Annotated in this window: 20 protein-coding genes and 1 riboswitch; of the genes, 8 read left to right on the top strand and 12 right to left on the bottom strand. The window is 73.0% G+C overall.

The window, feature by feature from the left end; all coding sequences use genetic code 11:
• Nucleotides 1-74: 74 nt before the first annotated feature.
• The 4 genes from CGL27_RS14630 to thiO all read right to left on the bottom strand — a co-directional run bounded on the left by CGL27_RS14630 (nucleotide 75) and on the right by thiO (nucleotide 3,415).
• Nucleotides 75-533: an SRPBCC domain-containing protein gene (locus CGL27_RS14630; RefSeq protein WP_078647352.1), complete on the bottom strand. Its 459-nt coding sequence runs from the start codon at nucleotides 531-533 to the stop codon at nucleotides 75-77.
• Nucleotides 534-1,144: 611 nt separating this feature from the next.
• Nucleotides 1,145-2,035 carry a thiazole synthase gene (locus CGL27_RS14625; protein ID WP_119987173.1) on the bottom strand — a complete coding sequence of 297 codons (891 nt, stop codon included), beginning with the start codon at nucleotides 2,033-2,035 and terminating at the stop codon, nucleotides 1,145-1,147.
• Nucleotides 2,036-2,042: 7 nt separating this feature from the next.
• The gene (gene thiS, locus CGL27_RS14620) at nucleotides 2,043-2,243 is read right to left on the bottom strand and encodes a sulfur carrier protein ThiS (protein WP_014060033.1); all 201 of its coding nucleotides are present in this window, start codon (nucleotides 2,241-2,243) and stop codon (nucleotides 2,043-2,045) included.
• Nucleotides 2,240-3,415, bottom strand: a complete 1,176-nt coding sequence (gene thiO, locus CGL27_RS14615) for a glycine oxidase ThiO (protein WP_119987170.1) — start codon at nucleotides 3,413-3,415, stop codon at nucleotides 2,240-2,242. The genes thiS and thiO overlap by 4 nt, the downstream gene beginning before the upstream one ends.
• 57 nt (nucleotides 3,416-3,472) lie before the next feature.
• Nucleotides 3,473-3,586, bottom strand: a riboswitch (TPP riboswitch).
• Between the two features lie 207 nt (nucleotides 3,587-3,793).
• Here thiO and CGL27_RS14610 point away from each other — a divergent pair.
• The 5 genes from CGL27_RS14610 (at nucleotide 3,794) to CGL27_RS14590 (ending at nucleotide 8,450) form a co-directional block, all read left to right on the top strand.
• Nucleotides 3,794-4,975, top strand: a complete 1,182-nt coding sequence (locus tag CGL27_RS14610) for an FAD-dependent oxidoreductase (RefSeq protein ID WP_237299847.1) — start codon at nucleotides 3,794-3,796, stop codon at nucleotides 4,973-4,975.
• Between the two features lie 102 nt (nucleotides 4,976-5,077).
• On the top strand, nucleotides 5,078-5,443 hold the full coding sequence (locus tag CGL27_RS14605; RefSeq protein WP_119987167.1) for an Rv2175c family DNA-binding protein: 366 nt from the start codon (nucleotides 5,078-5,080) through the stop codon (nucleotides 5,441-5,443).
• A 211-nt stretch (nucleotides 5,444-5,654) separates the two neighbouring features.
• On the top strand, nucleotides 5,655-6,308 hold the full coding sequence (gene thiE, locus CGL27_RS14600; protein ID WP_119987164.1) for a thiamine phosphate synthase: 654 nt from the start codon (nucleotides 5,655-5,657) through the stop codon (nucleotides 6,306-6,308).
• A gap of 173 nt (nucleotides 6,309-6,481) precedes the next feature.
• Nucleotides 6,482-7,399, top strand: a complete 918-nt coding sequence (gene metF, locus CGL27_RS14595; protein WP_078640943.1) for a methylenetetrahydrofolate reductase [NAD(P)H] — start codon at nucleotides 6,482-6,484, stop codon at nucleotides 7,397-7,399.
• A 46-nt stretch (nucleotides 7,400-7,445) separates the two neighbouring features.
• Nucleotides 7,446-8,450: a hypothetical protein gene (locus CGL27_RS14590; RefSeq protein ID WP_119987161.1), complete on the top strand. Its 1,005-nt coding sequence runs from the start codon at nucleotides 7,446-7,448 to the stop codon at nucleotides 8,448-8,450.
• Nucleotides 8,451-8,537: 87 nt separating this feature from the next.
• Here the strand turns inward: CGL27_RS14590 and CGL27_RS14585 are convergent, their stop codons facing one another.
• The 4 genes from CGL27_RS14585 to CGL27_RS14570 form a co-directional block, all read right to left on the bottom strand.
• Nucleotides 8,538-10,094 carry an NAD(P)/FAD-dependent oxidoreductase gene (locus CGL27_RS14585; RefSeq protein ID WP_119987158.1) on the bottom strand — a complete coding sequence of 519 codons (1,557 nt, stop codon included), beginning with the start codon at nucleotides 10,092-10,094 and terminating at the stop codon, nucleotides 8,538-8,540.
• Nucleotides 10,095-10,507: 413 nt separating this feature from the next.
• Nucleotides 10,508-11,128: a TetR/AcrR family transcriptional regulator gene (locus CGL27_RS14580; RefSeq protein ID WP_078640940.1), complete on the bottom strand. Its 621-nt coding sequence runs from the start codon at nucleotides 11,126-11,128 to the stop codon at nucleotides 10,508-10,510.
• Between the two features lie 35 nt (nucleotides 11,129-11,163).
• Complete coding sequence (locus CGL27_RS14575) at nucleotides 11,164-13,248, bottom strand: YhgE/Pip domain-containing protein (protein ID WP_119987155.1); 2,085 nt, start codon at nucleotides 13,246-13,248, stop codon at nucleotides 11,164-11,166.
• Nucleotides 13,220-14,053 carry an ATP-binding cassette domain-containing protein gene (locus CGL27_RS14570; protein ID WP_119987152.1) on the bottom strand — a complete coding sequence of 278 codons (834 nt, stop codon included), beginning with the start codon at nucleotides 14,051-14,053 and terminating at the stop codon, nucleotides 13,220-13,222. The genes CGL27_RS14575 and CGL27_RS14570 overlap by 29 nt, the downstream gene beginning before the upstream one ends.
• Nucleotides 14,054-14,244: 191 nt before the next feature.
• Here CGL27_RS14570 and CGL27_RS14565 point away from each other — a divergent pair, with 191 nt between their 5' ends.
• From CGL27_RS14565 to CGL27_RS14555, 3 genes are all read left to right on the top strand, one after another.
• Nucleotides 14,245-14,778 carry an SAV_6107 family HEPN domain-containing protein gene (locus tag CGL27_RS14565; protein ID WP_119987149.1) on the top strand — a complete coding sequence of 178 codons (534 nt, stop codon included), beginning with the start codon at nucleotides 14,245-14,247 and terminating at the stop codon, nucleotides 14,776-14,778.
• Between the two features lie 280 nt (nucleotides 14,779-15,058).
• Nucleotides 15,059-15,841 (top strand): methyltransferase, encoded by a 783-nt coding sequence (locus CGL27_RS14560; RefSeq protein WP_119987146.1) that lies wholly within the window; start codon nucleotides 15,059-15,061, stop codon nucleotides 15,839-15,841.
• Between the two features lie 271 nt (nucleotides 15,842-16,112).
• On the top strand, nucleotides 16,113-16,505 hold the full coding sequence (locus CGL27_RS14555) for a DUF3040 domain-containing protein (RefSeq protein WP_078640935.1): 393 nt from the start codon (nucleotides 16,113-16,115) through the stop codon (nucleotides 16,503-16,505).
• Between the two features lie 307 nt (nucleotides 16,506-16,812).
• Here CGL27_RS14555 and CGL27_RS14550 read toward each other — a convergent pair whose 3' ends face one another.
• The 4 genes from CGL27_RS14550 to CGL27_RS14535 form a co-directional block, all read right to left on the bottom strand.
• Nucleotides 16,813-19,242: a DUF3488 and transglutaminase-like domain-containing protein gene (locus CGL27_RS14550; protein WP_119987144.1), complete on the bottom strand. Its 2,430-nt coding sequence runs from the start codon at nucleotides 19,240-19,242 to the stop codon at nucleotides 16,813-16,815.
• Nucleotides 19,239-20,627: a DUF58 domain-containing protein gene (locus CGL27_RS14545; protein WP_205587693.1), complete on the bottom strand. Its 1,389-nt coding sequence runs from the start codon at nucleotides 20,625-20,627 to the stop codon at nucleotides 19,239-19,241. Before CGL27_RS14545 ends, CGL27_RS14550 begins: the two co-directional genes overlap by 4 nt.
• On the bottom strand, nucleotides 20,627-21,682 hold the full coding sequence (locus CGL27_RS14540) for a MoxR family ATPase (protein ID WP_119987138.1): 1,056 nt from the start codon (nucleotides 21,680-21,682) through the stop codon (nucleotides 20,627-20,629). Before CGL27_RS14540 ends, CGL27_RS14545 begins: the two co-directional genes overlap by 1 nt.
• A 220-nt stretch (nucleotides 21,683-21,902) precedes the next feature.
• Nucleotides 21,903-22,457, bottom strand: coding sequence for a carbonic anhydrase (locus CGL27_RS14535; protein WP_078640931.1), 555 nt, complete (start codon nucleotides 22,455-22,457; stop codon nucleotides 21,903-21,905).
• Nucleotides 22,458-22,614 lie beyond the last annotated feature (157 nt).

The raw sequence follows: 22,614 nt of genomic DNA, 5'->3' as shown, positions 1-22,614 counted from the left end.
GAGGCATCGATATGAGCCATGACCGCCCGCCCCAGGTGGGGCGGGTACTGCAGCGGAACGGTGACACCGGCGGGTCAGTTGTGCGACGCGGCGGCGATCGCGGCCAGCTCCTCGAGCGCGGAGGTCCAGGACAGCATGGCGTACTCGGCGTGCTTGGCCTTGGCCTCGTCGGGGACGGCCAGGGCGCGGATACCGCTCTCCGCCAGCCGCAGCCGGGTGCCCCGCCCCTCGGGGGAGAGCGCGAACTCCACCAGGGTCGCCTCCCCGGGATCCGAGGGCGCGTGATCGGGTTCCAGGGCCAGCCGGAAGCGGAAGAGCGTGTCGGGGACCGCCCGCTCGACCTGACCGTGGAACTCTCCGTGTTCGTCCCACCGGAACCGGAGCCTCCCGCCGGGGTGCGGATCGATCTCGCAGCCGCCGGGGGCGTACCAGACGCGGATGTGCTCGGGCGTCGTCAGCACCCGCCACACCCGGTCGATCGGCGCCGGTACGTACACCTCGCGCTCGATCCGGTCGTCCACGGTCACGGTCACGGCGACCACCTCCGCGCTGTGCGCTGCTCCCTCAATCCACAGTAGAGGGCCGCGCCGGGCCCGGACAGCGGCGGGCCGGACACTGGGGCGCTGGGCGGGGGCATGGCTGGACACCGGGTCCGGGCGGGGGGAGTGGCCGAGCGCCGGGTGCGGGCGGGGCTAGCCGGATGTAGTGCCCGGGCGGGGGTCTGGCTGGATGCCGGGTTCGGGCGGGGGAGCGGCCGAGCGCCGGGTCCGGGCGGGGGGCTAGCCGGACGCCGGGCTTGGGCGGGGCTCTGGCTGGACGCCGGGTCCGCGCGGGGCTGGCCGAACGCCCTGCCCGGACGGGGGACCGGCCGAATGCCTTGCCCCGACGGCGGCTGGCCGAGCGCCGGGTGCGGGCGGGGGCTAGCCGGGTGTCGTGCCCGGACGCCGGGCTTGGGCGGGGGTCTGGCGGAGCGCTGGGCCTGGACGGGCTCTGGCCGGACGCCGGGTCTGGCCGAGCGCCGGGTTCGGGCGGGGCTAGCCGGGTGTCGTGCCCGGACGGGGGTCTGGCCGAGCGCCGGGCTTGGGCGGGGTCTGGCCGAGCGCCGGGCCGGGACAGGGGCCCGAGCGCCGGGCCGGGACAGGGGCTAGCCGAATGCCGGGCGCTCGGGGTCCAGGGCCGCCAGGCCCTCGGTCGGGCTCGACGCCTCGGCGAAGTGGCGGCGCGGGATCCGGCCCGCCCGGTGCGCCAGCCAGCCCGCCTCCACCGCGTGCCGCATCGCCCCCGCCATCAGCTCCGGCTCCTGGGCCCGGGTGACGGCCGAGGCGAGCATCACCGCCGCGCACCCGAGCTCCATGGCCAGCGCGGCGTCCGACGCCGTCCCCGCGCCCGCGTCCAGGATCACCGGCACGGTGGCGCGCTCGGTGATCAGCTGGAAGTTGTGTGGATTGCGGATGCCGAGACCGGAGCCGATCGGGGAGCCGAGCGGCATGATCGCGGCGCAGCCGACGTCCTCCAGCTTCCGGGCCAGGATCGGGTCGTCATTGGTGTACGGGAGGACCGTGAACCCGTCGTCGACCAGCGTCTCGGCGGCGTCCAGCAGCTCGATCGGATCGGGGAGCAGGGTGCGCTCGTCGGCGACCACCTCCAGCTTGACCCAGTCCGTGCCCAGGGCCTCCCGGGCGAGGCGGGCGGTGAGCACGGCCTCACCGGCGGTGAAACACCCGGCGGTGTTGGGCAGCGGGCGGATGCCGTGCCGGTTCAGAACGGAGAGCACCGACCCCTGCACCGTGGGGTCGAGCCGCCGCATCGCGACGGTTGTCAGCTCGGTGCCGGAGGCCAGCAGCGAGCGTTCCAGGATCTCCAGGCTGGGAGCGCCGCCGGTGCCCATGATCAGGCGGGACCCGAAGTCGGTCCCGGCGATGGTGAGCGGGTCGGGGGTGGTGAGGGGCGCGCGGCCCGGCGCGTTCGGGGCGGTGGTGACGGGTGTGGCGGCAGTAGCGGTCGTGGCGGCAGTAGCGGCCGTGGTGGGAGCCATGGGTGGATCAGCCTCCTTGGACCGCGGTGAGGACCTCGACGCGATCACCGTCGCCGAGCGGGGTCGCGGGCCATTGGGTGCGTGGGACGACCGTCTCGTTGACGGCGGCGGCGACGCCCGAGGGCGCCTGGGTGAGGGTCGCGACAAGCCGGTCGAGGGTGGTCCCGTCCGGGACCTCGCGGGGCTCGCCGTTGACGGAGACGGTCATGGGTGCTGCTCCTGTGCTGGGGAGGGGGTGGCTGAGGGGGCCGCGAAGCGCCGCGGGGTGAACGGCCGGGCCTCCGGCGGGAGTTCTCCGCTCGTCAGCGCCTCGGCCATGACATCGCCGGTGATCGGGGTGAGCAGGACGCCGTTGCGGTGGTGGCCGGTGGCCAGCAGCAGCCCCGGCAGCGCGGTCGGGCCGAGCATCGGGGCGTTGTCGGGGGAGCCGGGGCGCAGCCCGGCACATGTCTCCACCAGCGGCAGTTCGGTGATGCCGGGCACCACCTCATGGGCGTCCCGCAGGAGTTCGTACACCCCGCCGGCGGTGACCGTGGTGTCCCAGCCCAGCTCCTCGCTGGTCGCGCCGATGACCAGCTCGCCGTTCTCGCGTGGCACCAGGTAGACCGGCCCGCCGCGCACCACGGCCCGTACGGTCCGGGAGAGGAACGGCGCGTACCGCTCGGGCACCGACAGCCGCAGCACCTGCCCCTTGACGGGTCGTACGGGCGGCAGGACGTCGTCGGGGACGCCCGCGAGCCGTCCGCTGAGGCTGCCGGCGGCCAGGACGGTCCGCTCGGCGGCCAGGCGCGTGCCCCCGGTCAGCTCGATCCCGGTGGCGCGGTCGCCGTCCAGCAACAGCCGCTCCGCGCGGGCGCGGTGGAAGACGGCCCCGGCCCGCTCGCACGCGGTGAGCAGGGCCGCCGTCAGCCGCCGCGGGTCCACCTGGTTGTCGCCGGAGACGCGCAGCCCGCCGTGTACGCCCGGCGCGAGCATCGGTTCCAGACGGCGGCATTCACGCCCCGTCAGCCATTCGGACTCCAGCCCGAGCCCCTGCTGGAACGTGTGGAGCTCGCGCAGCTGGGCACGGTCGTCGGCGTCGAACGCCACGGCGAGTGTGCCGCAAGGGCGGTGGCCCACGTCCTGGCCGCTCGCCTCCTCCAGCTCGGCCACGAAGTCCGGATAGCGGCGCGCCGAGGCCAAGTTGAGCCCGAGCAGGGTCTGCTCACCGTAATGAAGCTCGGTGACGGCGGCCAGCATCCCCGCCGCCACCCAGGCGGCTCCGCCGCCGGGCGCCGGGTCGGCGAGGGCGGTGCGCAGCCCCCGCTGGGCCGCCCGCCAGGCCGTGACCAGGCCGATGATGCCGCCCCCGATGACGAGGGCGTCGTACGGTCCGCCCACGGATGGTCGGCGGCCAAGCCCAGAGGTGTGTGGTCCGTCGTCGTGACCTGGTGCGTGCGTGGACACGCTGCCCCTCCCTTCGCCGGCATGACCCGGATCAGGTTCGTACGGTCGGAGGCCGTTCCAGCCTCCCTCTCAGCCCGGTACGTCCGGGCTCCCGCGAGTGCTCTGCCCCGCCACCCTAGTACGGGCCCGAATCGCCCGAAAGCCCGACCACCCACCAGCCCCCGCCACCCCTCCCCTCTGTGCCCGAGATCTCCCCTCGCCCTCTGCGGTCCGCCCCACCAGCCGCAATACAGTGATCGTGTGAGCGATGAGACGACGACGAAGCCGTCCTCGAGCGGCGGCGAACAGCGGGTGGTGATCGTCGGAGCGGGCATGGCGGGGGTGCAGACCGCCGTCGCGCTACGCGAACAGGGCTGGACGGGGGAGATCGTCCTGCTGGGCGCGGAGACCCACCAGCCCTACGACCGGCCGCCGCTGTCCAAGGCCGTGCTGCTCGGCAAGGCCGAGGGGTCGACGCTCGACGTGGACTTCGCCGGGCTCGGCATCACGCTGCGGCTCGGCGTCCAGGTCACCGGGCTCCGCACGGACAAGCGGCTCGTCGAGACCGCGACCGGGCAGCTCCCGTACGACGTCCTGGTGATCGCCACCGGCGCCGAGCCGGTCCCGCTGCCGGGCAGCGAGGGCGTGCCAGGCGTCCATCTGCTGCGCACCCTGGACGACGCGGTGCGGCTGCGCCCGGTGCTCGCCCGGCAGCGCGAGATCGCGGTCGTGGGGGCGGGCTGGATCGGCGCGGAGTTCGCCACGGCGGCGCGCGAGGCGGGCTGCGCCGTGACGGTCGTCGAGGCCGCGGACCGGCCGCTGGCGGGCGCCCTCCCGGCCGAGGTCGCGGCCCCCATGGCGGCCTGGTACGAGGACTACGGCGCCCGGCTGGTGACCGGCGCCCGGGTGGCCTCCGTGGACGAGAGCGGGCTGGTGCTCGGCGACGGCACCCGGCTGCGGGCGGGCGCGGTGGTCGTCGGGATCGGGGCCCGGCCGGCCACGGACTGGCTGGCGGGCTCGGGCGTGGAGCTGGCCGAGGACCGCTCCGTAGCCGCCGACGACCGGCTGAGCACCTCGGCGCCGGACGTCTACGCGGTCGGCGACTGCGCCTCCTTCCCGTCCGCCCGCTACGGCACCCGGCTGCTGGTGCACCACTGGGACAACGCGCTGCAGGGGCCGCGCACCGTCGCCGCCAATGTGGTGGGGAGCCGGACGGTCGCCCACTTCCCCGGCGCGGTCTACGACCCGGTGCCGTATTTCTGGTCCGAGCAGTTCGGGCGCTTCGTGCAGTACGCCGGGCACCACTCGGAGGCCGATGAACTGGTCTGGCGCGGCGATCCGGCCGGTGCCGCCTGGTCGGTGTGCTGGCTGCGAGAGGGCGCCCTGGTCGCCCTGCTGGCCGTCGGCCGTCCGCGCGATCTGGCCCAGGGGCGCAAGCTGATCGAGCGCGGCGCCCGGCTGGACCGGACGCGGGCTGAGGACCCGTCGGTGCCGCTGAAGTCGGCCGTCTGCTGACCGGCCGGCAGACTGCTGGCCGGGGCGTCCGGGGCGGGGCGGGCGGCCCGCGCGGCGGGCGCCCGGCTACCCACTGTCAGTCCCAGATGGCAGGCTTGTTCCGTGACCGAGATTGACGCAAAGATCGATGCTCTCGTCCCCGCCTGGCTCACCCTCCCCGACGTCGCCGAGCGACTCGGTGTCGAGGTGACGCGCGTCCGGCAGCTGGTCAAGGAGGGCCAGCTGATCGCGGTGCGCCGTGGCGAGAACAGGGTGCTTCAGGTGCCCGAGGAGTTCATCGCCGACGGAAAGGTCGTCAAGGGCCTCGTGGGGACCTTGACGCTGTTGAAGGACGACGGCTTCAGCGATGAAGAGATGCTGGAGTGGCTCTTCACCCCCGACCCGAGCCTGCCCGGCACCCCGGCACGGGCCCTGAGCGAGAATCGCGGTACGGAAGTGAAGCGGCGCGCGCAGGCGCTCGCCGTCTGACGCCGCTCCCGTCCAGCTTTCGGCGGCCTTCCGTACGGGCTCGTACAGAGCCCGTACGGGGCGTGTACAGGGCTGATCGCTCTCGCGTTTTTGTCGCCGTAGTCGCATGTAGTCGCACGTAATCGCACGTAATCGCGTGTTGTCGCACACGGCGTACGGGTCGGGCTCGCGCACGGCCCGTACGCCGCCGACCCTCCGGGGGTACCGAACCATGTCCACCACCGCCACCGCGCATGAGCAGCTGGCCGACGCCCGCCTCTATCTGTGCACCGACGCACGGAAGCGCCAGGGCGACCTGCCGGAGTTCCTGGACGCCGTCCTGGCGGCGGGCGTGGACATCGTCCAGCTGCGGGAGAAGGAGATGGAGGCGGCCGAGGAGCTGGAGCACCTCCAGGTCCTCGCGGATGCCTGCCGTCGCCATGGAAAGCTGCTCGCCGTCAACGACCGCGCCGATGTCGCGCATGCCATCGGCTCGGATGTGCTCCATCTGGGCCAGGGCGATCTGCCGGTGCCCGCGGCGCGCGCGATCCTCGGCGCGGACGTGCTGATCGGGCGCTCCACGCATGCGGAGGCGGAGGTGGACGCGGCGGCCGTCCAGCCCGGTGTGGACTACTTCTGCACCGGCCCCTGCTGGCCCACCCCCACCAAGCCGGGCCGCCCCGCCCCCGGGCTGTCCCTGGTGCGCCACGCCGCGGCGCTGGGCACCGAGCGGCCGTGGTTCGCCATCGGCGGAATCGACGCGTCCAACCTGGATCAGGTCCTGGAGGCGGGCGCCCGCCACATCGTCGTGGTCCGGGCCATCACCGCTGCCGACGACCCGGCGGCGGCGACGGCGGAGCTGGCCAAGCGGGTGCGCGCGGCCTGACCGGGGCCCGGCCCCGGCTTTTCACCCGGCTTTCACCCGGTTTTCATCCGACTCGGCTCGTCCGCCGGTCGAGGGCGCGCCGAGCTGTCCGCACTGCGGACAGAAGGCTGGCAAAACCCCCAAATCTCCGCGGCCGGGTGGGCGTAGCCGAGCCGGGTGGATAGCCTGCACGTATGGCCCTAGGCACCGCTTCCACCAGGACCGATCGCGCCCGGACCGTGCGCGATCTGCTCGCGTCGGGCGAGCAGTCGTATTCCTTCGAATTCTTCGCCCCCAAGACGGCGAAGGGCGAGCAGACCCTGTGGAACGCCATCCGCAGGCTGGAAGCCGTCTCGCCCACCTTCGTCTCCGTGACCTACGGAGCAGGCGGTTCCTCCCGTGAGGGCACCGTGCGCGTCACCGAGCGCATCGCGACGGACACCACGCTCACCCCCGTCGCCCATCTGACCGCCGTCAACCACTCCCGGGCCGAACTGCGCAACATCATCGGGCAGTACGCCGACGCCGGGATCCGGAACATGCTGGCCCTGCGCGGCGACCCGCCGGGCGACCCCACGGGGGAGTGGATCCGGCACCCCGACGGCCTCGACTACGCCGTCGAGCTGGTCCGGCTGATCAAGGAGTCCGGGGACTTCTGCGTCGGCGTGGCCGCGTTCCCCGAGATGCACCCCCGCTCGGCGGACTGGGACACCGACATCCGTCACTTCATCGACAAGTGCCGTGCGGGCGCCGACTTCGCCATCACGCAGATGTTCTTCTACCCCGAGGACTATCTGCGGCTGCGCGACCGGGTCGCGGCGGCGGGCTGTACGACACCGATCATCCCTGAGATCATGCCCCTCACGAACGTCAAGCAGATCGAGCGGTTCGCACAGCTCAGCAATGCCGCGTTCCCGCCCGAACTGGCTGAACGGATCCTGGCGGTGAAAGACGACCCGGCGGCTGTACGCTCGATCGGAATCGACTACGCCACAGAGGTGTGCGCGCGGTTGATGGCCGAGGAGATCCCCGGGCTGCACTTCATCACCCTGAACCACTCCCCGGCGACGCTGGAAATCTACGAGAATCTGGGACTGCATCAGCGGTCCTGATCCTGATGACGGCAGCCGACGGGCGGCCGCATTGAGAGGGGCGGGCATGGGCTGGACGGTCCTCTACATCGCATTCGGCGTCGTCGCGCTGTGGCTGCTGGGGGAGGTCCTCCTGCAGTACAAGGCACGGCTGCGCTGGCGGCTGCTGGCCTTCGTCGGCTTTCTGGGCGTGGTCGTCGGCGTGCTGATCCCGTCGGTTCCGGTGATCGGGGTGGGGGCGATCGCCTTCGCCATAGGCCAGACGTATGTGACGCTCTCCTTCCGGCGCGGTTTCGCCGCGGGCTGGGCGCTGAGCGGCGGGCTGCCCGGACTGCTCGGCCGCGAGGAGCGCAGCCCCCGGCCGGACGACTCGGACAAGGAGCCGATCCTCGAGGTGTCCGACCTGGAGGCGGTCCCGGCGGCGCAGCCGGAGCCGCCCACGTACCAGCCGCAGCCGCTGCCCGACGACACTGGCGAGTACGGCGTCTACGAGGAGCCGTCGGCTTTCACCCCGGCCGCGGGGGCGTACAGCGGCGAGGCGGCCGGTGGCTACAGCGCGTACGAGACGTACGGCGGCTACGGCTCGCAGCAGGACCACAGCCAGGGGCACGGCCAGAACTACGGCCAGGACGTCTACGCGGACCAGATGGGCCAGGGCGGGCAGTACGGCTACGGGAACGAGGCGTACGCGGCCTACGGCCAGGACCCGTACGGCGGCGCCCAGCCCCAGGACCAGCCTCAGCCCCAGGCCCAGTCCTATGAGCAGCAGGCATACGACCAGCAGGCTTACGGCCAGCAGCAGTACGCCGACCAGTACGCGGCCTACGGCCAGCAGGATCCGTACGGCGGCGGGGCCTACGGCGGCGACCACTGGGCGGCCGACGCCTCCTACCCCTCGCCGGACCCGGCATACGACGTGATGCAGTCCGGCGGGCCCTGGGTGCCGCAGCAGCGCGAAGGCGACGCCGCGCCCGCGGCGGACCAGCAGGGGTACCCGTACCAGCAGCAGCAACAGGGCCAGGCCCAGGGCCAGGGCTATCCCCAGGGCTTCGACGAGCAGTACCGCTACTGAGTCGGCAGCGCTACTGAGCCCCGCTGCCAGGTGAGCCCGCTCCCCGGGAGCGGGCTCGCGTGTTTCCTGGGAGCCTTGGGAGCCGCTCTACTGGGAGCCGCGCCAGTCCTCGCCCTCGACGATCAGCCCGGCCACCAGCGCGCCCGACATTCCGGCGTGGGCGAGCCCGCCGCCCGGATGGGCCCAGCCGCCCGCCAGATACAGGCCCGGGAGCCGGGTGACATTGGCGGGCCGCAGAAACGCGCCGTCCGCCCCGGCGAGCACCGGGCCCGGCACGGCGCCGCCCCTGGCGCCCGTCTCCGCCTCGGTGTCGGCGGGTGTGCGGACCTCATGCCACAGCATCCGGTCCCGCAGCCCCGGTATCGCGGCCTCGGCGGCCGTGATCAGCCGCTGGGCGTCCTGCTCCGCCGCCGTGCCGTCCGTCCAGTCCACCGGGCCGTGCGGGGCGACGACGGCGGTAAGGGTGACGGCCTCGTGCTCCTCGTCCGGGCGCACCGTGGGGTCGTCCGGGCGCAGCACGGTCACCGTGGGGTGGGGGCAGGGCTCGCGGAGCCCGTGGCCGTCGCCGAAGACGGCGGCCAACTCCGCATCCCGGTCCGGGGCGTGGACCACCGTGCGGTGCGCGGTGTCCGCGGGACGGGTGCCGCGCAGCGCCAGAAGGACGGTCAGCCGCCCCGGCGTGCCGCCGCCCGCGCCGGGCTCCGGCCGCACATCCCCCTCCCGCCAGGGCGCCTGCCCGCCGAGCAGCGGGGGCAGCAGCGCGGGGTCGATGCCCGAGACCACCGCGTCGGCCTCCGCGACGGTGCCGTCGGCCAGCTCCACGCCCGCCGCACGGCCGTCCTTCTCCACGATGCCGGTGACTTGGGCGTCGAAGTGGAACTCGACCTTCCGTTGACGGCAGCGCTCATGGAGGGCATCGGCGAGCGCCCGCATGCCCCCGCGCACATACCAGGCGCCGAACGTCTGCTCGATATAGGGCAGCACGGTGGCCGCGGCGGGGGCGGAGCGCGGGTCGAGGCCGTGCGCCAGCGCATGGCTCTCCAGGAGGGCCACGGCGCGCGGATCCTTCAGCTCACGGCGGGCCACTCCGGCGAGCGTGGGCGGGCCGTCGGCACCGCCCCGGCCGAACAGGCCGCCTAGCCGCCCGCGCCGCACGGGGGCGGCCGGATAGGGATCGCGGCCCAGGACCCGCCAGTCGGCGCGCAGCGGCTCCTCCAGGAGCGGCCTGCGGGTGGCGTCCCACACCTCGCGCGCCCGGTTGACCAGATCGCTCCAGCGCTCGCCCGCGCCCGCGCCGAAGGCGCCGTCCAGTGCCTGGAACACCCCGGCCCGTGAGGCATTGGGCAGCCGGACATCCGTGCCATCGGTGAAGAGATGCCGGCTCGCCGGGTCGACCTGGCTGAGCTCGACGCTCTGCTCCAGGGTCTGCTTGCCGGTCTTCACGAACAGATCCCGGTAGACGGCGGGCAGGTGCAGCAGCCCTGGGCCGGTGTCGAAGCGGAACCCGTCCCGCGCGAAGCGGCCGACCCCGCCGCCATGGGCCCGCCCGCGCTCGTACACCACCACCCGGTGGCCCGCCACGGCCAGCCGGGCCGCCGCCGCCATGGCGCCCATCCCGGAGCCGATCACCACAATCCGTGCCATGACCGCGACTTTATCCGCCCCCACCGACAGCCGGGGCAGCACACCTGGGGACGAGTGCGCAGACCTGAGTACGCGTACTCAGCCGGGGAGATGAGTAGTCGCGCGGATGGGCCGCCACCTGCTCGGACGAGAGAGTGGTGCATACGGAAGGGCCGCGCGCCGGACCGCCGGCACGGGGCGGCGGAACGGCGCGGCGGCCCGGACGAAAGGTGGGAGTCACCGGGAGTCTCCGGGACCAGGAGCCTCCAACGGGGGAAGTACGGGGGAGTTACGGGGGGAGGCGCTGTTCCGGTCAGCTCGATGAAAGTCGATCTGCCGGAACAGCGCCTTCTACGTGTCCCCGGAGGAGCTGATCCGTCCGCCACACCGGGCCATCCGGAGGCTACGGTCGGCCATCCGGAGGCCGCGGCCGGCTATCCGGAGGCCACGGTCCCGCCCACGCGGCCCTGCAGCAGCCGCGACAGCGCCGCGTGCACATCCTCCAGCGACCGCTCGGGTTGATAGGACTGCCAGTCCAGCGCGGCCACCAGCACCATCCCGAACAGCGCCGACGCCGTCAGCGGGATGTCGATGTCCCCGCTGAACTCGTGCCCGGCCACCCCGGCCCGCAGCTCGGCCTCGATCACCGCTATGGCCCGCTGCCTGACCATCATCAAGGTGGACTGCCAGGCGCGGTTGGTGCGCCACAGCTCGGCCACGTACAGCTGGGTCAGCGACGGATAGCGGGAGATGAAGTCCAGCCCGGCCCGGACCATGGCGTCCAGCGCGTCCACATGACTGCCGCCGCGCTCCGCGTTCTCGTCGGCGGCGCTCTGTAGGGATGCGGTCAGCAGCTCGATGCCGTGCTGCAGCAGCTCCTCGAAGAGCACGGTCTTGCTGGCGAAGTTGTAGTAGACCGTGCCCTTGGCCACCCCGGCCCGCTCGGCGATCTCGTCCACGGTGGTGGAGGAGAAGCCCTGTTCGGCGATGAGGGTGACCGCTGCCTCGAAGAGTTTCTGGCGTGTGGCCTGGCGGCGCGTGCTGCTGCTGTCCATAGCGCCGATTCTGCCCGTTGTTGATGTTATGCCGCTCACAGGCTCAGCTCCGGATGCAGCCGGTCCACCGACCACACCTGCCTGCGCCGCGCGGACCACGCGGTGAGCGCCAGGGCAGCCACGCTGAATCCGAGGAGTACCCCGCAGGCCAGCCAGACCGGGCCGAGCCCGCCGCCGGTGATGAGCCGGCGCAGCCCGTCCACCACGTAGGTCATGGGCAGGAAGGGATGGATGGCGTTGAAGAAGCGCGGGCTGGTCTGCACCGGATAGGTGCCGCCCGCCGAGGTCAGCTGGAGCATCAGCAGGGCCAGCACCAGGATCCGGCCGGCCGGTCCGAAGCGGGCGTTCAGCCACTGCACGATCGCCGCGAAACAGGCCGTCACCAGCATCAGGAAGCCGAGCGTGCCCGCGGCCCGCGCCATCTGCAGGCCGATCGCCCAGTGCAACACCGCCATCAGGGCCAGCGTCTGGAACACCCCGATCACGGCGACCGGCAGCCAGCCCGCGAACGCGATCCGCCAGGCGGAGGCGCCCACCGCGAGCGCGCGCCTGTTGAGCGGCTGGATCAGCATGTAGGCCACCATCGCGCCGACCCAGAGGGAGAGCGGGATGAAGTACGGGGCGAAACCGGTGCCGTAGTTGGGCGCCTTGTGCAGCGCCTGGTTGACCAGCCGGACCGGATCCGCCATCACCTCGGTCCGGGCGTCCCGGTCCTGCTTGCCGTAGTCGGGGATCTTGCCGGCGCCGTCGTGCAGCCCGCCGGAGAGCTTGCCGGAGCCGTCGACGAGCCGGAACATCCCGCCGCCCAGGGTGTTCGCGCCGCCGCGCGCCTTACCGACGCCGCTGTCGAGGTCGGAGGCGCCGGTCTTGGCGGTGCTCAGCCCGGTGTGCAGGGTTCCGGCGCCCTTGGCGACCTTCTGCGCACCGGAGTTGAGGGCGTTGACCTTCCGTACGGCGGTGTCGAGGTCGGTGCCCAGGTGCGGGGCGTTCTGCGCGAGCCACAGCGCCTGGTCGTGCAGATCGTCCAGATGACCGCCGAGGGCGTCGAGTTGGGTGGTGTGGTCCCGCACCAGCTTGTTGACGTCCTCGGCCACATCGGCGGCGGTGTCGGCCGCCGCCACCGACTTCTTGAGCGCGGGACAGTCCGGGTCGGCGGGCACCGCCCCCTCGCAGCGGGTCCGGTAGTCGGCGGCGAGGACGTCGGACGCCTTACGGGCCTTGGTGGCCGCCGCGGAGGTCGTCTCGGGCAGGGTGTCGAGGCTGTCGGACGCCTTCTGGGAGGCGTCGGCGACCAGTTGGGAGACGTCCCCGATCTCCTTGCCGTGCTCCTTGAGGAACGGGCGTACCTTGGCCGCCACGTCGTTGACCTTGTCGGACAGCGACCGGGTGCCGTCGGCGACGCCGCCCGCGCCGGTCTTGAGCGTCCCGGAGCCCTGATAGAGCGTGCCGAGCCCGGACTTCAGATCGCGGCTGCCCTTCTTGGCCTTGGCCAGGCCCTTGGCGAGGTCGTCCGCGCCCTTCTTGGCCTTGCCGATGCCCTTACCGAGCTTGTCGGCGCTCTTGGCGGCCTTCTCCGTCTCGCCGTGGATATCGGCGAAGGAGATGAAGATGTTGTCGTAGAAGCCGCGGGACGCCTTGGTGGAGGCCGCGGCGCGCACCTCGGAGAAGACCGAGCGGGAGATCTGGCCGACGATGTAGTTGTTGGCGTCGTTGGTGCACACCTTGAGGGCGCCGGTCTCCGGGGACTTGCCGGAGCTGGTGGCGATCTGCCGGCTGAAGTCCGAGGGCACGGTGAGCGACAGGTAGTACGTGCCGTTCGCGACGCCCTTACGGGCCTCGGCGGCGCTCGTGCGGTGCCAGTCGAAGGTCTTGCTGTCGAGCAGCTTGCCGCTGATGTCGTCGCCCGCGGTGAGGCGCTCGCCCTTCACGGTGGCGCCGTTGTCCGAGTTGACGAGGGCCACCGGGATCTTGTCGAGCTTGCCGTACGGGTCCCAGAAGGACCACAGGTACAGCGCGCCGTAGAGCAGCGGCAGCAGGAGCAGGGCGGCGAGCGCCGCCCGTGGCAGCTTTCCCCTCCCGAACCGCTTCAGCTCAAGCGCGGCGAGTTTCGGCGAGCGCATCCGCCGCCCCCTTCTCGTTCTCGTCGTGTCCGGCCTCGTGGGCGGCGGGAGTGTCGGAGGCGTCCCCGTCGGCCTGCTGGCTCTTTTCGGCCGGGCTCTTCCGCGCGGTCCGGACCACGACCGCGTCGGCCGGGGCCTGGCTGCACACCGCGAGGACCGTGGTGCCGCCCTCCGCGACCTCCCGCAGCAGCGCCCAGGCGCGCTCGCGTTCGGCGTCCGAGAGCTTCATGTCGGCGTCGTCGACGGCCAGCAGCCGCGGCCGGGCGATGAGCGCGAGCGCGATCGACAGCCGCAGCGCCTCCAGCCGCTCCAGGTCCCGTACGGCCGTACGCGGCCCCTTGGGCAGCGTGTCGAGGTCCAGCCCGGCGGCCGTGAGGGCCGCGTCGATCCCGGCCCGGGACGCGGCGGCCCGCTCACGGCGCGGGCGCAGCAGCCCGCGTGGGGAGTCCGCGAACCGGCGCCGCAGCAGGGCCCGCTCCCGCAGATGCTCGGCGACCGTGAGCACCGGATCGAGCTCGATGACGCCCGGTACGTGCGCGAGCGCGCTGATCCGGCGTATGCGCGCCATCTGTTGGGGAACCCGGAAGCCCCCGACCACGCCGTGTCCCTCGGTGGGGCGCATCCGGCCGGTGAGCGTGAGCAGCAGGGAGGTGCGGCCCGAGCCGGACGGGCCCTCGATCGCGATCAGCGCACCGGAGTCGGCGGCGATGTCGGCACCGCGGAACGCCCAGCCGTGCGACCCCCTGACGCCGAGCCCCTCGGCCGTCACCGCCGCCCCGGTATCCGCTTCTGGGGTGCCCCCCACACAGATCACTTCCTTGATTTTTGAACTGACTGGTCAGTGCAAAAACAGTATGGAGTATGGCAGGGCGAGGCGTGGTGTCGGGGTCGTTCGCGCTGGTCAGAGCCGATTGTCAGTGGTGTGCCCCACGATGGCCCCATACGGCGGTCGCTCTACCACACGACCGGCCGCCACGCGACGACAGGAGGTTCGTCATGGCCAGTACCGCCGCAGCGCGCCGGCACCGTGCCGCCGCCCCTGCCCCTTCGTTGACCGGCCCCGCGACCGATGTCCACCCCGTGCTGCGCCGCGCGTCCGCCCCGCCCGCCGCGGCCGGTCTGCTCACCCAGGCCCATCAGGGCCTGGAGGAGGCCGCCGCGCTCGAAACCGCCAACGAGCGCTTTGCGACCGCACATCTGGCCGCCCTGCGCACGGCCGCCGCCGTGCTCGCCGTGCGCGGCCGCCCCGAGCCCACCGTGCGCCGCCGCGCCCGGATCCGCAGCGCCTGGGAGGTCCTGCCGGAGGTCGCTCCCGAACTGGCCGAGTGGAGCGCGCTGTTCGCCTCCGGCGCCGAGCGCCGGGCCCGCGCCGAGGCGGGGATACAGGGCGCCGCGAGCCGGCGGGACGCGGACGATCTGCTGCGTGCCACCGCGATGTTCCTGCGGCTGGTGGAGCGCATGCTGATGTTGCAGCCGACCCTGCCCCACCAGGCCCCGCCGGGCGACGAGCCGGGCCCGTCGGGAGCCTGAGGGATGGCCCGGTGACCGCCCCGGCCCGGCCCGGTGACCGCCCCGGCCCGGCCCGGTGACCGCCCCGGCCCGGCCCGGTATCCGCTCGGGCGATGGCCGCTGTCCGCCGGGTACCGCTCGGGTGTCGGCCGCTGTCCGTCCGGTATCCGCTGGGGGCCGGTGGGCCGGCGGCCTCGGCGCACCCCGCCCCATGGAGGCAATAGGCTGGGACCGCCGACGTCAGTAAGCCGTCGTCACCGCCTCCGGGTGGTGGCGGCACCGCGCCGAGGAGCCACCCGCCGTGTCAGACCCGCAGCGCCCCCGTGCGTCCCTCCGTACCGCCGTGGTCTGGGAGGTCCTGAAAGACGCCCTGGAACGGCGGGCCAAGGTCACGGGCCGGGAGGCGGCCGAGGGCGGGGCCGTGCACGGCGCGCTGGACGTCCTGGACACCGGCGGCGGCAGCGGCAATTTCGCCGTCCCCGTGGCCGGCCTCGGCCACCGCGTCACCGTGGTCGACCCGAGTCCGAACGCCCTGTTCGCGCTGGAGCGGCGGGCCGCCGAGGCCGGGGTGGCCGACCGGGTGCGCGGAGTCCAGGGCGATGTCCACGGGCTGTTCGACGTGGTCGAGCGGGGCGGTTACGACGTGGTGCTCTGCCATGGCGTCCTGGAGTACGTGGACGACCCCGGCGAGGGCCTGCGGAACGCGGCGGCGGCCCTGCGCCCCGCCGGAACCCTCAGCGTGCTCGCGGCGGGCCTCGGCGGCGCCGTGCTGGCCCGCGCCCTGGCCGGCCACTTCACCGAGGCCCGGCAAGCGCTTACCGACCCCGAGGGCCGCTGGGGCTCCGGAGACCCGATGCCGCGCCGCTTCACCGCCGACCAGCTCTCCGAGCTGGTGGAGGCGGCCGGTCTGGAGATCGCCGCGGTGCACGGGGTGCGGGTCTTCGCCGATCTGGTCCCCGGAGTGCTCGTGGACACCGAGCCCGGGGCGCTGGACGCCCTGTTGCAGCTGGAGGAGGCCGCCGCCGGGCTGCCCGCCTTCCGCTCCGTCGCCACTCAGCTGCACGTTCTCGCCGAGCGGGACTGAGCGGCACCTCCCGCCCCACCGGACGACGGGCGGTGCAGGTGGAGTCGGCCACAGGAGACCCGCTTGGCCGTCCGGCCCCGTATGATCGGGGTACACCGTCCGGCATGGCCAATCGGCGGGAGGGGAATGGACGTCTCAGCGTCAACTTTCGCCACGCCCGTGGGGGTGGGCGAATTGGCGTTGAGGGGCGGGTTTCACGGGGGCGATTCCCTGCCTATCCTGAAAGGGTCGCACCCGGTCGCCCCCCGCGACCGACGAGTAGGAGGACTCCGTGCCGCTCTCGGAGCACGAGCAGCGCATGCTCGAGCAAATGGAGCGAGCGTTGTACGCCGAAGATCCCAAGTTCGCGACAGCGCTTGAGGGAAGCGGCCTGCGCACGTACACCCGGCGACGGGTCTACCAGGCGGTCGCGGGTTTTCTGGTGGGCATCGCGCTCCTCATGGTCGGAGTGATCGTTCCCCAGATCTGGATCAGCGTGGTGGGCTTCCTGATCATGCTGGGATGTGCGGTGCTCGCGGTGACCGGCTGGCGCAAGGCTCCCAAACCCGGCGAGGCGCAGGGCGGCGGCGGGGCGGCTCCCCGCCGTCAGGGCCGTCAGCGCCGTTCGATGATGGCGCGTATCGAGGAGCGGTGGCAGCGTCGCCGCGATGAGCAGGGCCACTGAGAAATAATTCTTGAATGAGTGGTTGAGGGGCGGTCGCCGACTGGCGACCGCCCCTCAACCGTGTGGTAGCCCTTCCGCGTCGTAGCCCTTCAGTCGTGCCCAGCCCCGCAACCGCGTCCTGGGCCCGCAACCGGGGCCTGGCCCTTGGGGCCTGGCCCTGGCTCCGCGCAGGGCCCTGAAGCGAGCTCGGGCGGCCCTGAGCCCCGTGGCGTGCCCGAATGGCCTGAGCCCCCGCACGCGCCGCAGGGGCTCAGTCGCGGGGGCTCAGGCCGGGCCTCAGCCGTAAGGGCTCAGGGCCACCCCGAGGTCAGCTCCCCTGGCCGCGCGGGGGCCGGAGCTGGGAGGCCCAGCGGGCCCAGCGGGGGGCTCCCCACCGCTGGACCAGCGCGGACCAGCGCTGTCCCCACGCCCACACCAGCTGAGCCGCGGACCGCGGCGCCAGCAGCGCCCGCAGCCGCTCCCGCCGCCCCGCCTTGGCCCGGAATCCGGCCAGCACCTGCCGGACGTCGTCCGCGACGCCTGCGAACGGGCGTGGCTGCGGTGCGTACAGCACCTGCTCGACCGCCTCGGCCACCCGCTGCGCCGCCCGGGCCGAATCGTCGTCGAGGTCGGCGATCCGCACCATGCGGGCCACCGCTCTGCGCGAGGTCAGCGAGTCGTCCGGCAGCACGCCGAAGTCCCAGGCCGAATCGGTGAGTTCACGCCATGCGGCGAGGATCCGGTCGGCCGCGTCCTGCTCGGTGCGCCCGCCCGAGCCGCCCAGTCTGCGGGTCCGTACCCGCCGCCGCCACAGCATGGGCAGCAGGGGCACCACGGCCAGCAGCACCGCCAGCGAACTCCAACTCGTGACCTTGGTCGCCGACCAGCTCCCGCCCGAAGCGCCGTTGTCCGGCTGCTGGGCCGCGGCACCTCCACAGGTGCCCAGCTTCTTCATCTCCGGGGTGCAACTGTCGGAGGCGGTCGGGGCGGCCGTCGGCTCGGAGGTCGTGCTGGGCTCGCTCGTCGGCTCGTCGGACGGGGTGCCCGAGGGCGTCTGCTCCATCGTGTAGTCGGGCTGGGTGCCACGGCTCGGGGTGGGCTCGAAACGGGTCCAGCCCACGCCCTCGAAGTACAGCTCGGGCCAGGCGTGCGCGTCCTTAAGGCCCACCGACACCGAGCCGTCCCCCTGGGCGGTGCCGGGGGTGAACCCGACCGCAACCCGCGCCGGAATGCCCAGCGTCCGGGCCATCGCCGCCATCGAGAAGGAGAAGTGGACGCAGAAGCCCTCCTTCTGCTTCAGGAACCGGACGATGGCGGCCGAGCCGCTGCCGGACTGCACCTCGGTGTCGTAACGGAATCCTCCGTTCACGGCGAACCAGTCCTGGAGCTTGACCGCCTTCTCGTACGCGTTCGCCGCGCCGGCGGTCACCTCCCGTGCCGTACTGGCCACCACGGATGGCAGCGAGTCCGGCACCTCGGTGTACTCCTTCCGCAGCCGCGAGGGCGGTGCCGGTGCGGCCGCGAGCTGCTCGGCCGTCGGCTCCACCAGCAGGCTGGTGACCCGGTAGCGCGCGCCCCGGGTGGTCTGGCCGCGGTCGCCGACCAGCGTGCGGCCCTCCGGCTCATAGCGCCAGCGCCCGTCGATCTCGACCCTGGACGCGGGGTAGGGGAGGGGCAGCCAGTTCTGCGCGTACCAGTCGGCGGCCGAGATCGAGGTGTCGATCGAGGAGACCCGGACCGAGGGGCCGAGCCCGGCGGGCGACGGAAGCTGCCCGGGCACATCGGTGACATGCCGCTCGGACGACTTCCACGAGGTGCCGTCGAACCGGTCCAGTGCCACGATCCGCAGATACAGGTCCTGCGTGGTCTGCGAGGAGGTGCGATAGCGCAGCACCTCCTTGTTCTCCGGCTGATTCAGGCTGTCCTGCAGCGACACCAGCGGATTGACCGCCGAGATCGTGCCGCCGCCGCTGCCGGACCCGCCACCGCTGCCCTGCCGGTCCAGCGGCCCGCCGTCCAGGGACGGCAGCGCCGCGGGCACCACCAGCGCGATGCCGAGCGCCAGCACGCCGATCCTGCGGCCGGTGCGGACCGGGGCGAGCGCCGGGGCTCCTCCGGCCCCGGCCAGGCCCGAGGGCGGCATACCCGCCGGATGCGGGGCACCGCCGCTGAACACCCTGCCCCACTGGGACAGCCGGTCCCGGCCCTCGGCCAGGAGCAGCAGCAGATAGCCGGCCGCCGCCAGCAGGAACCACAGCCAGTCGCTCCCGGCGTCGGACAGCCCGGCCGCGACCGAGTACAGCGCGAGCAGCGGCAGTCCGGCGGGGGCCGCGCTGCGGTACGTCACCGCGAGCGCGTCGACCACCAGGCCGATCGCCAGCACCCCGGCCACCAGCATCAGCCGGATGCCATCGGTGAGCGGCGCGGGGATCGCGTACTGCCCCACGTCGTCGGCGCCGTCGCGCAGCAGCAGTGCGAACTCGTGGAGGGCCTGCGGGCTCGGCAGCACCCCGCCCAGCGCCTGCTCGTGCGCGAAGGCCAGGGTGAGCAGCAGCAGCGTCACCACGGCCTGCGCGGCCACCGTCAGCGGGCGGGCCAGCGGCACCCGGCGGGCCGCCACGCCCGTCCCGCTCTGGACCGCCAGCAACAGAGCGGCCTGCAACAGCCAGCTCGCCGGGTCCACCAGCGGCAGCAGCGCACAGGCCGCCGCCACCGTGGCCAGCGCCGCACATATCGCGAGCCGAACGCTCCCACTCATGCCCAGCTCCCTGTCATACCGCCGACTGCGGGACCTCCCGCGTCCGCCCGGGTGGCGCCCTGGGCGTCGGCCTGCCGCCACAGCTGTGTCAGCGAGGCCCCCGGGCCGACCGGCAGCGCCGTCCACCCCGCCTCGCGGAGCTGCCGCAGCCGCTCCTCCAGCTCCCGTGTGCCCCCGAACTCCGCCCCGCGCGACCAGGCCGCGCTGTCCAGCACGAACGCCACCGCGGCCGTGGTGCGGTGCCGCATCCGGGCGGCCGTCGCCGCCTGTTCCTCGTCCAGATCGCCCAGGAAGGCCACCAGCAGCCCCTCACCGCCGCCGCGCAGCACCTCGAAGGCGGGCGAAAGCCCTTCGCCGTCGGAGTGGTCCACCACGGCGAGGGTGTCCAGCATCAGCCCGGCGGTCTCCGCCGAGTCATGGGTGGAGCCGGTGAAGCCGCCTCCGCCGTCCGGGCCCGGCACCGAGCTTCCGGAGTCGGTCAACAGCCGGACCGCATAGCCCCGTTCCAGCAGATGGACCGCGGTCGAGGCCGCCCCGGAGACCGCCCATTCGAAGGCCGAGTCGGGCCCGGAGCCGTAGTGCGCCGTGCGCCGGGTGTCCAGTAGCACCGTGCAGTGGGCCCGCTGCGGCTGCTCCTCGCGGCGGACCATGAGCTCCCCGTAGCGCGCGGTGGACCGCCAGTGCACCCGGCGCAGATCGTCGCCTATGCGATAGCCGCGCGGGATGACATCGTCCTCACCGGCCAGGGCCAGCGAGCGGTGCCGCCCGTCCCCGTACCCCGCGGCCTCGCCGGTCAGGCGCACCGGGGGCAGCGGCTCGACCCGGGGCACCACCGTGAGCGTGTCGTAGGCGCTGAAGGCACGGGTGAGCTCGCACATCCCGAACGGATCGCTCAGCCGAAGCTGCAGCGGGCCCAGCGGATAGCGGCCGCGCAGATCCGAGCGGACCCGGTAGGACACCTCGCGCCGCCCGCCCGGCTCCACCCGGTCCAGCACGAACCGGGGGCGCGGCCCCAGCACATAGGGCACCCGGTCCTGGAGCATCAGCAGCCCGGTGGGCAGCCGCGAGACATTGTCCATCCGCAGATGCACCCGGGCCTCGGAGCCCGCAGGCACCCGCGCGGGCGCGAGCCGTCTGCTGCCCGCCACCCGGTACCGGGTGCGGTAGACCACGGCGACGCAGACCAGCGGCAGCGCGGCCAGCAGCAGCCCGACCCGCAGCAGATCCGCCTGGCCCAGGACGTAGCTGCACACCGCGGCGGCCACCCCGGCGGCCAGGAAGGAACGGCCGCGGGTGGTGAGACCGGCGAGGGCGGCCCGCAGCCCGCCCGAGTCCTCGCCGGCGCCGGGACCCTCGGGGCCCATGTCCGTCCCCCCTGCGGCCATCACAGCCTCCGCGCGCCCGGCTGCTGCCGGCCGAAGTCGGCCGGGGGCATGGGCGGCATGGGGGGCATCCCGCCACCCGCACCGCGCGAGCCGGAGGTGGGCACCGGGGTGCGCTGCATGATGTCCGTGACGACCTGCTCCGCGGTGCGCCGGTTCAGCTGGGCCTGCGCGGTGGGCAGCAGCCGGTGCGCCAGCACCGCCACGGCGAGGGACTGCACATCGTCCGGCAGTGCGAACTCCCGCCCGGCCAGCGCGGCCGACGCCTTGGCGGCCCGCAGCAGATGCAGCGTGGCCCGGGGCGAGGCGCCCAGCCGCAGATCGGGGTGGCTGCGGGTGGCGGCCACCAGGTCCACCGCGTAACGCCGGACGGCCTCGGCGACATGCACCGAGCGCACCGCCTCGACCAGCTTGACGATCTCGTGGGCGTGCGCGACGGGCTGCAGGTCGTCCAGCGGGGAGACGCCACCGTGGATGTCCAGCATCTGCAGCTCGGCCTGCGGGCTGGGGTATCCGATGGAGACACGGGCCATGAAGCGGTCGCGCTGCGCCTCGGGCAGCGGATAGGTGCCCTCCATCTCGACCGGGTTCTGCGTGGCCACCACCATGAAGGGGTTGGGCAGCTCGTAGCTCTCCCCGTCGATGGTGACCTGGCGCTCCTCCATCGACTCCAGCAGCGCGGACTGGGTCTTGGGCGAGGCGCGGTTGATCTCGTCGCCGATCACGATCTGGGCGAAGATGGCGCCCGGCTTGAACTCGAACTCCTTGCGCTGCTGGTCGAAGATGCTCACGCCGGTGATGTCGGACGGCAACAGGTCCGGGGTGAACTGGATCCGTCGCACGGAGCAGTCGATGGACCGCGCGAGCGCCTTGGCCAGCATGGTCTTGCCCACGCCCGGGACGTCCTCGATCAGCAGATGCCCCTCGGCGAGCAGCACGGTCAGCGAAAGCCGTACGACCTCGGGCTTGCCCTCGATCACACCCTCCACCGACCGGCGGATCCGCTCCGCTGTGGTGGTCAGATCGCTGAGGCTCGCTCGCTCGTCATAGGTCGTCACCCGGCCCTCCTCGGCCCGTTCTCAGGGCCGTTGCCCTCGGAACGGACCGGCCCACCGCAAACGCTGACATCGGTCCCCCGCGTGGTTGCGGGGGACGATGTCACCTATGCATTCTTGCGGTCTCCGCGGCCTCGCGTCACTCGGCTGTGGATAACCCGGGGTTATTTGTCACGCTTGTACGAGTTCGGGTGCTGAATCCCTTCAGTGACGTCAGCATCCCTCACGTGCGCGGCGTGACCTCCCGCAGCAGACCCGTCGTCACATCGAAGATGAAGCCGCGGACGTCGTCGGTGTGCACCAGGAACGGCGAGGTGCGCACCCGCTGCATCGACTGGCGGACATCGGCGTCGAGGTCCTTGAACGCCTCGACCGCCCACGACGGACGCTGGCCCACCTCCTCCTCCAGCTCATGCCGGAAGTCCTCGGTGAGGTTCAGCAGACCGCAGCCGGTGTGATGGATGAGCACGACGCTGCGGGTCCCGAGCGCGCGCTGGCTGATGGTCAGGGACCGGATGATGTCGTCGGTGACCACACCGCCCGCGTTGCGGATGGTGTGGCAGTCACCCAGCTCCAGGCCGAGTGCCTCGTGCAGGTCCAGACGGGCGTCCATGCATGCGACGACGGCGACGCGCTGCACGGGGCGCGCGTCCATTCCGGGGTCGGTGAACTTCTCGGCGTACTTGCGGTTGGCCTCCACGAGGCGGTCGGTGACCGTGTCTCCCGTACGGGCGTCGCGGTCGGCGGACGGATTCGGCTGCGGCGCTGATATCGACATGATGACGACGTTACCTCTCACCAGCGGATTTTGTCTTTTCTTTAGGTAGGGCAAACGAGGGCAACGGGGTGGGCCGAGCGGGTGATGTGAGGCAACCCACAGCACCCTGTGCCCCTCGGTGTGGTGTCTGGGGGAGGTGTGCCACCCCCGGGGCGGG

The organism is Streptomyces sp. 11-1-2 (genome assembly GCF_003595545.1).
GTDB lineage: Bacteria > Actinomycetota > Actinomycetes > Streptomycetales > Streptomycetaceae > Streptomyces > Streptomyces hygroscopicus_B.
This window is presented reverse-complemented; position numbering and strand designations above follow the sequence as displayed.

What these genes read in the sequence shown, in the direction of transcription:
- CGL27_RS14625 (WP_119987173.1), bottom strand. Translation starts at nt 2,035, where the DNA reads ATGGCTCCCACCACGGCCGCTACTGCCGCCACGACCGCTACTGCCGCC.
- thiS (WP_014060033.1), bottom strand. Translation starts at nt 2,243, where the DNA reads ATGACCGTCTCCGTCAACGGCGAGCCCCGCGAGGTCCCGGACGGGACC.
- CGL27_RS14610 (WP_237299847.1), top strand. Translation starts at nt 3,794, where the DNA reads ATGGCGGGGGTGCAGACCGCCGTCGCGCTACGCGAACAGGGCTGGACG.
- thiE (WP_119987164.1), top strand. Translation starts at nt 5,655, where the DNA reads ATGTCCACCACCGCCACCGCGCATGAGCAGCTGGCCGACGCCCGCCTC.
- metF (WP_078640943.1), top strand. Translation starts at nt 6,482, where the DNA reads ATGGCCCTAGGCACCGCTTCCACCAGGACCGATCGCGCCCGGACCGTG.
- CGL27_RS14590 (WP_119987161.1), top strand. Translation starts at nt 7,446, where the DNA reads ATGGGCTGGACGGTCCTCTACATCGCATTCGGCGTCGTCGCGCTGTGG.
- CGL27_RS14585 (WP_119987158.1), bottom strand. Translation starts at nt 10,094, where the DNA reads ATGGCACGGATTGTGGTGATCGGCTCCGGGATGGGCGCCATGGCGGCG.
- CGL27_RS14580 (WP_078640940.1), bottom strand. Translation starts at nt 11,128, where the DNA reads ATGGACAGCAGCAGCACGCGCCGCCAGGCCACACGCCAGAAACTCTTC.
- CGL27_RS14575 (WP_119987155.1), bottom strand. Translation starts at nt 13,248, where the DNA reads ATGCGCTCGCCGAAACTCGCCGCGCTTGAGCTGAAGCGGTTCGGGAGG.
- CGL27_RS14565 (WP_119987149.1), top strand. Translation starts at nt 14,245, where the DNA reads ATGGCCAGTACCGCCGCAGCGCGCCGGCACCGTGCCGCCGCCCCTGCC.
- CGL27_RS14550 (WP_119987144.1), bottom strand. Translation starts at nt 19,242, where the DNA reads ATGAGTGGGAGCGTTCGGCTCGCGATATGTGCGGCGCTGGCCACGGTG.
- CGL27_RS14545 (WP_205587693.1), bottom strand. Translation starts at nt 20,627, where the DNA reads ATGGCCGCAGGGGGGACGGACATGGGCCCCGAGGGTCCCGGCGCCGGC.
- CGL27_RS14535 (WP_078640931.1), bottom strand. Translation starts at nt 22,457, where the DNA reads ATGTCGATATCAGCGCCGCAGCCGAATCCGTCCGCCGACCGCGACGCC.